This is a genomic window from Acinetobacter sp. NigerLNRRAM0016 (genome assembly GCF_054112845.1).
Genome location: NZ_JBSYVT010000010.1, coordinates 86,323 through 99,048, shown reverse-complemented (window position 1 = coordinate 99,048; position 12,726 = coordinate 86,323). Strand labels below are relative to the sequence as shown.

Annotated in this window: 11 protein-coding genes; 6 read left to right on the top strand and 5 right to left on the bottom strand. The window is 42.5% G+C overall.

The genetic code is table 11. The features are described from left to right. Positions 1 to 286: 286 nt before the first annotated feature. From ACWQ4X_RS08755 to ACWQ4X_RS08740, 4 genes are all read left to right on the top strand, one after another. Complete coding sequence (locus ACWQ4X_RS08755) at positions 287 to 667, top strand: hypothetical protein (RefSeq protein ID WP_457903353.1); 381 nt, start codon at positions 287 to 289, stop codon at positions 665 to 667. Beyond that, complete coding sequence (locus ACWQ4X_RS08750; RefSeq protein WP_457903352.1) at positions 661 to 1,884, top strand: CsgG/HfaB family protein; 1,224 nt, start codon at positions 661 to 663, stop codon at positions 1,882 to 1,884. Before ACWQ4X_RS08755 ends, ACWQ4X_RS08750 begins: the two co-directional genes overlap by 7 nt. An 83-nt stretch (positions 1,885 to 1,967) precedes the next feature. Next, positions 1,968 to 2,798 carry a hypothetical protein gene (locus tag ACWQ4X_RS08745; protein ID WP_457903351.1) on the top strand — a complete coding sequence of 277 codons (831 nt, stop codon included), beginning with the start codon at positions 1,968 to 1,970 and terminating at the stop codon, positions 2,796 to 2,798. Between the two features lie 193 nt (positions 2,799 to 2,991). Beyond that, positions 2,992 to 3,276: a hypothetical protein gene (locus ACWQ4X_RS08740; protein WP_457903350.1), complete on the top strand. Its 285-nt coding sequence runs from the start codon at positions 2,992 to 2,994 to the stop codon at positions 3,274 to 3,276. 218 nt (positions 3,277 to 3,494) lie between these two features. Here ACWQ4X_RS08740 and ACWQ4X_RS08735 read toward each other — a convergent pair whose 3' ends face one another. After that, complete coding sequence (locus ACWQ4X_RS08735; protein ID WP_457903349.1) at positions 3,495 to 5,318, bottom strand: acyl-CoA dehydrogenase C-terminal domain-containing protein; 1,824 nt, start codon at positions 5,316 to 5,318, stop codon at positions 3,495 to 3,497. Positions 5,319 to 5,600: 282 nt separating this feature from the next. On the opposite strand from ACWQ4X_RS08735, the gene ACWQ4X_RS08730 reads away from it, so the two are divergent. Continuing rightward, the gene (locus ACWQ4X_RS08730) at positions 5,601 to 7,979 is read left to right on the top strand and encodes a hypothetical protein (RefSeq protein WP_457903348.1); all 2,379 of its coding nucleotides are present in this window, start codon (positions 5,601 to 5,603) and stop codon (positions 7,977 to 7,979) included. A gap of 78 nt (positions 7,980 to 8,057) precedes the next feature. On the opposite strand, the gene aroE is transcribed toward ACWQ4X_RS08730, so the two are convergent. The 3 genes from aroE to hemF all read right to left on the bottom strand — a co-directional run bounded on the left by aroE (position 8,058) and on the right by hemF (position 10,377). Further along, on the bottom strand, positions 8,058 to 8,846 hold the full coding sequence (aroE, locus tag ACWQ4X_RS08725) for a shikimate dehydrogenase (RefSeq protein ID WP_457903347.1): 789 nt from the start codon (positions 8,844 to 8,846) through the stop codon (positions 8,058 to 8,060). A 96-nt stretch (positions 8,847 to 8,942) separates the two neighbouring features. Next, positions 8,943 to 9,149 carry a hypothetical protein gene (locus ACWQ4X_RS08720; RefSeq protein WP_142767701.1) on the bottom strand — a complete coding sequence of 69 codons (207 nt, stop codon included), beginning with the start codon at positions 9,147 to 9,149 and terminating at the stop codon, positions 8,943 to 8,945. 286 nt (positions 9,150 to 9,435) lie between these two features. Further along, positions 9,436 to 10,377 (bottom strand): oxygen-dependent coproporphyrinogen oxidase, encoded by a 942-nt coding sequence (gene hemF, locus ACWQ4X_RS08715; RefSeq protein WP_457903346.1) that lies wholly within the window; start codon positions 10,375 to 10,377, stop codon positions 9,436 to 9,438. Positions 10,378 to 10,609: 232 nt separating this feature from the next. Between hemF and hemN the strand changes: the two genes are divergently transcribed. Further along, complete coding sequence (gene hemN, locus ACWQ4X_RS08710) at positions 10,610 to 11,980, top strand: oxygen-independent coproporphyrinogen III oxidase (protein ID WP_457903345.1); 1,371 nt, start codon at positions 10,610 to 10,612, stop codon at positions 11,978 to 11,980. Between the two features lie 29 nt (positions 11,981 to 12,009). On the opposite strand, the gene ribA is transcribed toward hemN, so the two are convergent. Further along, positions 12,010 to 12,612 (bottom strand): GTP cyclohydrolase II, encoded by a 603-nt coding sequence (gene ribA / locus ACWQ4X_RS08705; RefSeq protein ID WP_100241867.1) that lies wholly within the window; start codon positions 12,610 to 12,612, stop codon positions 12,010 to 12,012. Between the last annotated feature and the right edge of the window lie 114 nt (positions 12,613 to 12,726).

Sequence of the window (12,726 nt, the reverse complement as noted above, 5' to 3'; positions counted from 1 at the left end):
CAACAAAGCCTTTTTAATTTGATTTTTAATTTGATTTTTTTAGTTGTGGTTTTGTGAGCTTTTATTTTAATAATTTTTTACAATTTAAACGCTGTCACTAATTTTGGTTAATAAATATTAAAACAATGAGATATTCTCAGTATTATTTAAATATATAATACTGATTTGTATGTTGAACGGTTTTTAGTTTTATAACTGTGATTTAATTTACTTCAGATTATCAGAATGGCGAGATTGGATGCGCTAAATAAAAATCGCAAGTAGGTCAAAATGGATGGTCACAGTCATGAAAATAGCAGTGATAAGAATAGGATTGTGTTGTTTATTTTTTTTACATAATTCCTATGCGGCAGATGAATGGAGTCAGCGCTGGGAACCTTCAAGAACACGTTCAGCAGAACATTTAGCTCAAGCGAATTTAATTGAATTGAAAGAAGCCGATTATTACGATGGCGTTGGGAAAACTACAATTTATAGTAACTCCACATCGACAAGTTCAATCGGCACAGTTAACTCCTCGACCAGCAATGTCAACCTTACGGGTTCAGACAATAATGTCGGTATTTCTGCTGATGCACAGAATGAGTCAGAAGTTAATTCAACAACCAATAAAGCCAATCAAGCATGTCCTAATTTAGGCACCCTGACGGGAGCCACACTATGTTGAATTTTCAAATTAAAAAAACCATCTCTTCCATGAGTGTTGTGCTTGTCATGAGTCAAGTTTTGACAGCTTGTACGGGACTTGCACTCTCTAACAAAAAACCAGTCACTTTGGTGCAAGGCCCGCCCATTACCGATATTTTTACCCCTTTTGATATGGCATTGTCCTGTTTAAAAGGGCGGTTACGGAATGATGTGAATTTCTCTGTCGGCGCGATTTTAGATCAGACTGGTAAAGATCTGGTTACCGATGGTGGTACAGGAAAAATGGTCACCCAAGGTGCAGGGGATATGGTGCAGTCGGCCTTGTTCCAAGCAGGTGTGAGCCTACTTAATCGACGAGATCCCCGTATTATTGAAAGTGAAGCAAAGTGGGGGATTCGTGATCCCAAAAATATTCAGGCTTCAGATTATTATGTCACGGGCAGTATCAATAGCTTGGATTTTATCCCAGGTGGTGGTTTGGATATGCAAATTGCGGGTGTCGGACCTACATATAGTCAAACCCGCATCATGGTTGGTCTGGATTTATCTTTAACTGATACCAGAACGAGCCGAGTTGTTGCGAACGTATCTTTGCAAAAGCAAATTGTTGCTCAAGATTATGGGCTTAATGCAGGTCGATTTGTCGGGCACACCTTACTGAATATTCAGATCGGGAAGGGTGAGCGCGAGGCGACCAACTTTGCTTTACGCCAAATGTTGAATTTAGCGACCTTTGAATTATTAAGTCAGGTCATCCCACCCAATGCATTTGAAAGTTGCCGTGCGGTTATTCCACCCGAATATGGACAGCTCAACTTAACGAGAAGTGCGGTTGCATTACATCGATATCAGACCAGCCAGCAACAAAATACTTCAGCTTTGAACTCGGTTTCACAGGTCGCTGCAGTCCAAAAATCTACTGTCATCACTGATCCGAATAAGTCAACCAATACCAGCAATAAAAGTACAACCGTGATTGATAAAAATAAATCAACGGATACTCCCAGTAAAGAGACTCAGCCACCCAAGCAGAAAGAATCTGAATTGATTCAGGATCCTGATGCTGAGCCTGAAATGAGTAAACAAGATTTGATCAAATATATTAGCCAAAATCCGCCTGTACCCGCCAAGCAAGTGAAGGCAGAAAATCAACCAGAAGATGAGAAGCCCCAACAGCTTTGGAGTGCAAACCCTGCAGCTGTTGAAAACTATTGGTCTTCTACTCAACGAGATTAAAAAATATTAAATGGGCTCGCTCCCATTGCAATAAAAAAGAAGTACTTAGCGAGGAGTATTTCAGGATAAACAAGGAAATAATCATGAAAACGCCAATTAAAACAATCGTCTTATCCGTATCAATGGCTTGTCTATCTGGTATGGCTATGGCTGACACTGAAATAGTCGTTGATACTGATTTAACCAACACGCTAGCCACAATCGCTAAACAAGGTTTAGATGGCTCCGCATTGAATCTTGCAATCAATACGGGTGATGTAAATGCAAGTGTGAATACAGCAGGTGAGGGTTTTGATCTCAGTAAAAGTCATTATGGATTCCAAGTAGATGCTCAGTCTATGAATCAATTGCAAGGTGATATTAAAACTATGGCACTCGGTGCATCCAACAATGGGACCATTAATCTTCAACAAGGCAGTTCAACTGCCAGTAATGCCGTCACTTTAGATGGTAGCTTTAAAGCTGGTGTGGCTGGTTATGTAAACCATGCGGATTCAGAGACTACGGCAAGTTCTGACCAAACTGCAACTGGAGGTCAAGCTTCAGGCGGTCAATCATCTTCATCAGCTGAAGAATATGATCACGGATGGTTCGGCAGTGGGGCTTCTAATGAGTCTACTAGTAGCGGTGGTAGTATCAGTGGTTGGTACTATAACGCGAATAATTATTACAATACCGCGAGTGAAGCATTTACAGCAGCACTCGCAGCTGGTGTTGAGGCAGAAATTAGTACAAGTAGTGCTTCATCAGTGGCAAGTACGGCAAGCAATTATGCAGCGGCTAACGTTGCCTTCAATTCAGGGGATATTAATGCCTCTGTAAATACCACAGGATTTACCAACACATTGGGTAATATAGAAACTACAGCGGTTGGTGCAGTGAATACAGGTGCAATTACAGTCACTGTAAAATAATCCCATTTAATAACTTAGTGCAGAATCTAACTATCGATAAGATGGTTAGATTCTTTTTATTAATGAATAATAAGACGTATATAACAGATGACAATACATGAGTTGCAATGGGTAAACATAAGATATTTATAAGCAAATTTTATGATGATAATTTTTTTAAAAATTCAATAAATTTTTAAACTAAGAACTAGAAATGATCAAAGATGATTTAAATAAATTTCCTAAAGCTATGTGGATACATTTTTATAAAGACTGTATGAAATTGATGGAAAAGGATGACACCGTCAAAGCAATAGAAACACCCCAAATGCCTTATCATTATCCCAGAATGGTGTTGGCCGATTTTGAGCGGGCTTCATCAACGTTAAAAGCCCTGATGAAGCATCATTCTCAAGGTTTCTCTTTTTTTAAAGATCACAACTCCTATTGCCATTGCTCAAATTATGGAGCCCATACCACATGGTCTGGCAAGCATTGAAATACGTGCATTTACAGAATTATTCTTGGATGCAGGGGTACGTGAGGTCAAACTCTATGACCAACACGGGAATGAGATTGAACAGTAGTTGCTGATACTCAGCCTGCTTTAAACCATATTTAAAAGCGGAATTGAAAATAAAACTGAATTTCTAAAGTACATATTGATAAATGAATAAAAAAGACCGCCTCAGCGGTCTTTTAAATTTTAACAATAAATTAGTAATCAAAACTAAAATGTTCAGCCGCCAAAGAAGTCATGGTGCGTGAAGGATTCACCATCGCTTCGGCATGACCTTGGGTACGTGGTAACAAACGCTCAAAGTAGAAGTCAGCCACTTTAATTTTGGCTTTATAGAATTCAGCAGTTTCTTGACCTTCACCCGCCGCAAGTTTGGCAGATGCCACCGCAGCCTGTTGCGCCCAGAAGTATGCCATCATCACATAACCCGAGAACATCAAGAAGTCTACTGAAGCGCTGGAGACTATGTCGCGATCCTTACGTGCAGCCAACATAATGCGGACGGTTAATGCATTCCATTGTGCGCAAAGTTTAGTTAAATCCCATGCAAAACGACGCATGTATTTATTACGCGCATGCACACCACAGAATTTCAAAATTTCAGTAGTGTAATCACGAATCACTTTGCCTTTCGAAGTCAGTAAAACTTTACGACCAATTAAATCCAGCGCTTGTACACCAGTCGTGCCTTCGTATAGGGTCGAAATACGAGAGTCACGAACAATCTGTTCCATGCCCCATTCCTTGATGTAGCCATGACCACCGTAGACTTGCATGCCGTGGTTGGCCGCTTCATAGCCCAGTTCGGTCAGGAAGCCTTTTAAAATAGGGGTGTAGAAACCTAAGTGATCATCATGTTCTTCAAAGGCTGCGGTATCACCACGGGTTAAGGCATCTGCCATTTTATCGGCAATTTGTGCCGCATGATAAATCATGGCACGACCACCTTCTGCTATGGCTTTTTGCGTGAGCAACATGCGACGTACATCCGCATGGTGAATAATCGCATCTGCAACTTTTTCAGGGTCTTTTTTCCCTGAAAGGGCACGCATTGACATACGCTCTTTTGCATACGGCAATGCACCTTGGAAGGACAATTCCGCATGCGCAATCCCTTGAATCGCGGTTCCAATACGTGCGGTATTCATAAAGGTAAACATGGCATGCAAGCCTTTGTTGGGTTCCCCAATCAAATAGCCTACAGCGTTGTCAAAATTCAACACAGAGGTCGCAGAGGCACGAATCCCCATTTTGTGTTCAATCGAGCCACAGCTCACAGGGTTGCGTTCACCCAAGCTGCCATCTGCATTGACCAAGAATTTTGGCACAATAAACAGGGAAATACCTTTGGTGCCTGCAGGTGCATCGGGTAAGCGTGCCAATACAATATGCACAATGTTGTCAGTCAGGTCATGTTCACCTGCTGAAATAAAGATTTTGGTGCCTGAAATATGGTAAGTGCCATCAGCAGTGGGTTCAGCTTTGGTTTTGACTTGACCCAAGTCGGTACCACATTGTGGTTCGGTCAAACACATTGTCCCAGACCACGTTCCTGCGACCAAGTTTGGCATATACAGATTTTTTTGCTCATCACTACCAAACTGTAAAATGGTATTCATACAGCCAATACTTAAGCCAGGGTACATCTGGAATGACCAGTTTGCTGTCCCCATCATTTCTGATTTAATCAGGTTTAGCGATTGCGGTAAGTTTTGTCCGCCAAATTCTTCAGGGAAAGAAAGACCTTGCCACCCTCCTTGAACAAACTGGTCATACGCTTCTTTAAAGCCTTTTGGTGTTTTCACTTCACCATTGTCAAAATGGCAACCTTCTTCATCGCCAGATTGGTTTAATGGTGAAAGTACGTTTTCACAGAAATCCGCTGCACCTTCTAGAATCATGTCTACAGTGTCAGCATCGGCGAGTTCGCCATTGGATAAAGTTTTATAATGTGCAGGGTAATCAAACACTTCATTCATTAAAAAACGAATGTCGTGTAGTGGGGCTTTATATGCTGGCATGATATTAATCCTAATTTAAAAATAGTTTTGGATTATCCGAATCGATAATTTGATTATTCACATTAGTTATAAAAATACATTGATAGTGTAGCCCAATAAAAATGTCAGAAAGGCTAATTGACGTAAAAAATGTTATCAAAATATTGTATTTTTTTGCTACAGTAACCGCGGTCTTTTGATCGTTTAATCAATTTTCTTGATGTCTTAAAGTATAAATAAATAAGGGGTTTAAAAAAACCTATGCGTTTAAAATATTTAAGTTGCTGTCTTTTAAGTTTGAGCATGATAGGTTGCTCCCAGCATGTCATAAAATCCAATCCGAATGCACCTTCTGAGCAGCTGACATTGGAACAGCAAGTGGTCAAAGGTGTGAATGCCATGTATGAATACCCAAGCTATGATTATCGCGGCAGCATGGGCTTTCAGTTTGATACCAGTACAGGCAAAGTTTCAGGTGCCAAAGCAACAGCCAATGTAGCACAGGCTTTAGACCCTGCAATTCAAAAGCAGTTAGACCAATATTTGAAACAGCAACACCTGTCTCTCAGCAAGCAAGAAAAACAAGCCTTGTATGCGGCCATGCTTGAGCAGCAAAATCCGTATGCGCGTTATGGTAAAGGTTCGGATTCTTCGGCAGCACGTGTCGCTGCGGGAATCACGAATTTCATGAATGATTTGCAAATCAATTACGATGGTTCGGTGCATTATCGAGACAAATTGGCATCCCTAAATTTAGTTGCGAAGTATCAAAAACCGACCTTATTGGTTGAAGCCAAAGTGCCAATGGTGATGGATTTTCAAAACTATAAATTCTATGCCAACTATTTTGCCTTAATGCCGTACTTGGTGAATAAGGACAGTCAGGCGTCGTATGCGTATTTAGATTTCTCTAAATACAAGCAGGAATTCCAGCGTGTCAGTCTGCCAAAGCTGATCGATTATTTAAAGCAAGTTAATGCTTTACCTTATATGCTCGCGGATGCGCAGCAGTTACAGCGTGTGAATGTGAGCGCGCAAGAAAAGCAGCAGGGCATCAGTAACAAAATTCGCTATCAAGGGGATTTGGGCAGTTTAATCCTGCAAATGAGTGCTTTTGAACAGATCAACAAGCCATATTTCAATCAACAGGTTTTGGGCTTGGTTGAGTCTGCTTCGGAAAGCGAGGATGCTGCAGCAACTTCAACGGCTGAGGCAGAAAAAGCAGTAGCCGCAGCTGAAGGGGCGGGTGGCTCGATTAGTGCACAAGCCTATGCATCTTCCGATCGCGTGAGCACTTTAATTAATGAACGTTTGGATGAGCTGCTCTATGCAGGTCAAGATGCAGCAGATGAGGTGGTTGAGGCAGAAGAGGCAAGTTGTGGAGGTGATCAGACCACCTGCGATATGGCTGAATCCGCGTATACCGATGCTGAGGATGCTGTCGAAACCGATGTAGATGCCCGTGCAGTCGATGCGGATGCAGAAGAAACAAGTATGTTGTCTGAACAGGCTTGTGAGGCACTCTTGACGAGCAAAAAACATTTGGCAATAGGTGATGTGACGTATTGTCAGGATATGTATGGCATTAAGTTACTACAAGCTGAACAAGGCAGTACCCCAGCCTCGACTTCAGCGTCCAGCTTAGAGAAAAAGCTGGTTGCTATGCAAACGGTGCAACATATTTTTGAACCTTATGTCAGTGAGCAATTGACCGATGTGCAAGCCTTTAAAGCGCTGTGGCTGAAGCATCAAGCAGAAATTCAGGCGGCTGTTGCAGACAGTGGACAAACGATGCCAATCCGCATTGAAGTGGCATTAGATGCACAAGGTCGCGCAGTGGATTTGGATTATCAATTAGAATTTAAGGATGACACCATCGGCAAGATGGGGGTGCATGTTGATATGCAAGTCTCAAATTATGGGCGTGCCACACCAATTGATAAAAAAGCTTTACGCGAAGCCAAATCGATTGAAGAAGTCACCAAAGGCTCCATGTTGGAAAATGTGATTAGTGGCTTTGCCAAGTCTTTGGGCGTGTCTGAAGAGGTTGCAGCGGGAGCACAGGCAGAACCTTTGAGTTTTGATGAACAATTGTCTGATTTAGCCGTAAAGACCTATGCCAAGACGGGTTCTTATGTCAAAACCTATCAGGCGGTCTTTGTATTGATGCTCTCAGCCAATCGACCTGAAGTGGTCAAACACTACAGCAATACTGAATTGAATGAAATTGCAGAAGTCTATGCCTATCGCTTTAATGATCGTTTAGATGAACCTAAAGGCAAAGCTTTAACACGTTTGAATGCTCTGAAAGAAAAGCACAAATTGCTGGAACCTGATCAGTTTGATGAGCTGGGTTATAGTGCTGCACGCATTGTACAGGCGGCTTCAGAAGGTGCCAAAGAACGTCAGGCGTGGGATAAACGGATTCAGCAATACAAAACTCCACAAGCCATCTTTGCCAATTATTATGCTGAATTGTTCAAAGATGACTATGAGCTAAATGCTGAGCAGGCGAAAGCCTTAACAGGGGCAGCAGCCGTGTTGGGTCAGGCTTTTGCAGATGATCGCAAGCATAAGCTTTCAGAACAGTCGATAGCCAAGCTCAATAAAGAACACAATGGTTTGTTTGATTTTGATTTGTATGAACAAGCTTATGTGGATGTAGCGACCCATTTGAAATAAGACATTTAACAGAAAAAGCCAGCCGATTGAGGCTGGCTTTTTTATGGCTAAAAGGTACTTACATCTGTGATGCGGAAATTAAAGGAAATCCTTTAATTCAGGTTTTACCCCATTCCAAATTGAAAAAGCTTCAATCGCCTGACCAACCAGCATACCGAAGCCTTCCGAGGTCGGCACACCCCGTGCTTTGGCCTGATCGAGGAAAGTCGATGGTTTGCCATAGGCCATTTCATAGGCATATTGGAACGTCAGTTGTTCTGGAAGAATCAAGGCTTCACCACTGAGGCTGGCAGACGTGGCATTAATCACCAGATCATAGTCACCCGTCAAATCGTTCAGGGCAGTGGCGCTCAGTACTGCTGCTTGGACATGCGGTTGTAAATCTGCAACCAATTGTTCTGCACGCGATAAAGTACGATTGGCAATCACGATTTTTTTTGCGCCCGCCTGTACCAGTGGATAGATCACGCCACGTGTTGCACCGCCTGCACCTAAAATCAGAATACGGCTTTGCGCGAGTGACCAGCCTAAAGCATGGATAGCATCGACCAGACCTTGACCATCGGTATTGTCGCCATACAGTTTGCCATCCTGCATCCATAGAGTATTGACCGCTTTAGCCATTTTGGCGCGTTCGGTCAGCACCTGACATTGTGCGAAGGCTTGTTCTTTAAATGGAACCGTAACATTCATCCCGCAACCACCATGCGCAAAAAACTCCTGCACACTGGCTTCAAAGCCATCCAAGGGTGCCAAGCGTTTGCTGTAGTGTAAATCAATGCCTGTTTTTGCCGCGAAGGCATGATGTAGTTCTGGGGAACGAGACTGTTCAATCGGGTTGCCGATGACAGCGAATTGTTTGCGCATCGCACAAAATCCTTGTGAGAAATGTTGTTCAATATACGGTAAATTGCACCAAGGCTAAAGCATTCACCTATTTTTTCTGCGGGAGAAATTCAGTGCTTATGGGTTGCAAATATCGTGAATGGTCTCCAAGATGAGTTTTGCCGTGGTCAGGGTTAAGCCAATACCTGCAAGGACAGCAATGCTGATGGAGGCATTATCATTGAATGCACTTTCGGAAAAAATCGTCGTACTGATCGAGCTTAGAAAGACAATGGCAAAGCAGAAAAGAACCATGATGGTTGAACTTACTCTTTTTGCGAACATGTTAGATACCTCAGATAACAGTACAGAACGATACTGGATTTTAATGTCACTCAAATGAATATACTAAAAATAAACGCATTGAGCTTAGGTATTTTGAAACCGGAATGAACACGAATGCTATTTGAAAGCTGTGACCGTATTTTTGATTTATGCAAAGAATAGACATTTTTTGTAGAGGGTATTTTACGGGGAGTTTGTAGGGAAATATACAGAATCTGAGCAAAAAGTCGCCCTAATTTGTTCAAAAAGGGCGTAACTAAGGTTTTAAAATTGTAAGGCTGAGCGTCTATTTGAGTAGCTTGAGCCAATCCTGTGGTTTTAAGTAATAATCAGTCAGGCGTTTTTCAGGACTATTTTGTTCCCATTCAGGGTGATAAGACCATGCGGCAAGCGGTGGCATACTCACTAAAATGGATTCAATCCGTCCGCCTGTTTGTAAGCCAAACAATGTGCCACGGTCATAGACCAAATTGTATTCGACATAACGACCACGACGATAAAGCTGGAATTCGCGTTGTGCTTCAGTATAAGGTTTGTCTTGATTCTTTTGGAAAATCGGCAATATCGCGTCTAGATAACCATTACCGACTGCTTGAATGTAGTTAAAGCAGGTTTCGAAGTCCCATTGATTCAGGTCATCAAAAAATAAGCCACCGACACCACGTTGCTCATCGCGATGTTTTAAATAGAAATAATCATCGCACCATTGCTTATGTTGCGCATAGACGTCATCACCAAATGGGGCACACAGTTCAAAGGCTGTTTGGTGCCAAGCCAATACATCTTCATCATTCGGATAAAACGGGCTTAAATCAAAACCGCCACCAAACCACCAAATCGGATCTTGCCCTTCAGGCTCGGCCACAAAGAGACGCACATTGGCATGTGAGGTCGGCACATTCGGGTTTTTCGGATGAATCACCAAAGACACACCCATGGCTTGTGCCTTAGCGCCTGCAATCGTAGGATGGCGCTCAGTTGCAGAAGCTGGCAGTTTGGAAATGTTGATGTGCGAGAACATCACCCCACCTTTTTCAATTACTGTACCATTTTGCAAGACCCGTGAACGTCCACCCCCCCCTTCAGGACGATGCCAGTCATCAATCTCAAATTCAGCCGTTCCACCACCAGCACGTTCTTGTTGTTCTAGGCTGGCACAAATACGGGCTTGCAGGTCGAGGAGAAAATCACGAACACGTTGAATATCAGTGGACGTTGGATGTTGCATCTCAAGCCTCTAAAGTAAAATAAAAGTTGCCTTAACATGTACCATAAAATCATAAAAAACTTAAGGATTTTTTCTTTAACAGCGCGGTGGTTTGATTTGATTCAGGTGAACTATCTCGCTGATCTGGCAACCGTTATTCCGACTAAAAGGCTAGGTTGAATTCTTGATTTAAGCTCCGCACAATAGGGGCTGAAAGCCTGTATTTACAGGCAAAGATTTAAATGGGGCACCCATGACTCAAGCCAATTCACTGATTCAAAAGTACAATGTTGCTGGTCCACGCTATACCAGTTATCCGACTGTACCCTATTGGGAAGAGCAAGATTTTAGTCTGGCGCTTTGGAAACAGAGCTTAAAACGGGCTTTTGATGAATCCAATGCCAGCGAAGGCATTAGTCTGTATATCCATCTGCCTTTTTGTGAAAGCCTGTGTACCTTCTGTGGGTGTCATAAAAAAGTTACCAAAAAGCATGAGATGGAACAGCCCTATATTCAGGCGGTGTTAAAAGAATGGGACCTGTACTGTCAGCTTCTAGTCGATCAGCCGATTATTAAAGAAATTCATTTAGGCGGCGGTACGCCGACCTTCTTTTCAGTTGAGCATTTAATCCAGCTGATTCAGGGAATTTTGGCAAAGGCTAAAATTGCAGATGAATATGAGTTTAGTTTTGAAGGGCATCCGAACAATACCACGCGTGAACATCTACAAGCCCTGTATGATTTGGGTTTCCGCCGTGTCAGTTATGGGGTGCAGGATTATAACGAAAAAGTACAAAAAGCCATTCATCGCATTCAACCCTTTGCGCATGTGCAACAAGTGACGGATTGGGCAAGAGAGATTGGCTATACCTCCATTTCGCATGATTTGGTCTTTGGTTTACCGTTTCAGGATTTAGCTGATGTGTTGCATACCATTGATCAAACTAACAGTTTAAAACCTGATCGTCTGGCGTTTTACAGTTATGCGCATGTACCGTGGATTAAGGGCAATGGGCAGCGTGGCTTTAAAGATCAGGATGTGCCGAAAGACGCATTGAAACGTCAGCTCTATGAAGAAGGCAAGAAAAAACTGTTGGCGCAGGGTTATCACGAAATTGGCATGGATCATTTTGCTTTGACTCATGACAAGATGTATCAAGCCTTTCAGCAGGAAAATTTGCACCGTAACTTTATGGGTTATACCTCATCCAAAACCCAAGTCATGATTGGTTTGGGACTGTCCTCAATTAGTGATAGTTGGTACAGCTTTGCGCAAAATGAAAAGACCTTAGAAGATTATTATGCACGTTTAGAGCAGAATGAAATTCCTGTGTATCGCGGGCATGTACTCACCGCAGAAGACTTGGTGATCCGACAGCACATACTGAATTTGATGTGTACTTTCACTACGTCATGGCAAGAGCAAAGATTGGCATTTCCTGAACTGCGGCAAGTGCTACAGCAACTGCAAGAAATGCAAAAAGATGGCTTGTTAAGCATAGAATCAGATCGAATTCAGATTACTGAACAGGGCAAACCTTTCGTGCGCAATATCTGTATGGCATTTGATTTACGCCTTAGCCGCAAGATGCCGAACAATCGGATTTTCTCGATGACGATTTAACATCGTCAGAAAACAGGCAAAAGGATGACTTAAAAGTCATCCTTTTTGTACATGTGCGCCATGCGTTCATGTTTGGTTTTTAAATAATCTTCATTGAAAGGATTTAAGCCTACGGTAAGCGGTACACGGTCAATCACATTAATGCCGAGATCAGTTAAGGCTTTAATTTTTAAGGGGTTGTTTGTCACCAAGCGGACTTCTTTAACATTTAAATGATCCAGCATAATGCTGCACATGTCATAACGACGCGCATCGGCAGGCAAATTCAGCATTAAATTGGCATCAACCGTGTCATGTCCCTGATCTTGCAGGGCATAGGCACGAATTTTATTGGTCAGTCCAATACCACGACCTTCCTGACGCAAGTACAAAATCACGCCTTGCCCGACTTCATTAATGAGTTTTTGCGTGGCTTGCAATTGCGGACCGCAATCGCATTTCAATGATGCGAACGCATCACCAGTCAAGCATTCCGAGTGAATGCGAACCAATACTGGACCCGTTGGCGGTGTATCGAGTCCTTTAGAGAGCGCCACATGTTCTTCACCTGTTTTAGGATCTTGGAAGACCGTAATTTTAAATTCACCAAAAGCAGTGGGAAGGCGAGAAGTTGCGACAAATTCTATAGGCACTGTTTAACCCGTATATAGTGTATAAATTGACTAAAGTATAGCGTAATGCTTGGACATTAGTAGAAGAGTGATGCTGAAAATGTGCTCAAGATTTTCTTTTTTGTAGAAAGCGAA

Bases quoted from the DNA above. Each gene is read 5' to 3' on its own strand.
- ACWQ4X_RS08755 (WP_457903353.1), top strand. From the start codon at position 287: ATGAAAATAGCAGTGATAAGAATAGGATTGTGTTGTTTATTTTTTTTA.
- ACWQ4X_RS08750 (WP_457903352.1), top strand. From the start codon at position 661: ATGTTGAATTTTCAAATTAAAAAAACCATCTCTTCCATGAGTGTTGTG.
- ACWQ4X_RS08745 (WP_457903351.1), top strand. From the start codon at position 1,968: ATGAAAACGCCAATTAAAACAATCGTCTTATCCGTATCAATGGCTTGT.
- ACWQ4X_RS08740 (WP_457903350.1), top strand. From the start codon at position 2,992: ATGATCAAAGATGATTTAAATAAATTTCCTAAAGCTATGTGGATACAT.
- ACWQ4X_RS08735 (WP_457903349.1), bottom strand. From the start codon at position 5,318: ATGCCAGCATATAAAGCCCCACTACACGACATTCGTTTTTTAATGAAT.
- ACWQ4X_RS08730 (WP_457903348.1), top strand. From the start codon at position 5,601: ATGATAGGTTGCTCCCAGCATGTCATAAAATCCAATCCGAATGCACCT.
- aroE (WP_457903347.1), bottom strand. From the start codon at position 8,846: ATGCGCAAACAATTCGCTGTCATCGGCAACCCGATTGAACAGTCTCGT.
- ACWQ4X_RS08720 (WP_142767701.1), bottom strand. From the start codon at position 9,149: ATGTTCGCAAAAAGAGTAAGTTCAACCATCATGGTTCTTTTCTGCTTT.
- hemF (WP_457903346.1), bottom strand. From the start codon at position 10,377: ATGCAACATCCAACGTCCACTGATATTCAACGTGTTCGTGATTTTCTC.
- hemN (WP_457903345.1), top strand. From the start codon at position 10,610: ATGACTCAAGCCAATTCACTGATTCAAAAGTACAATGTTGCTGGTCCA.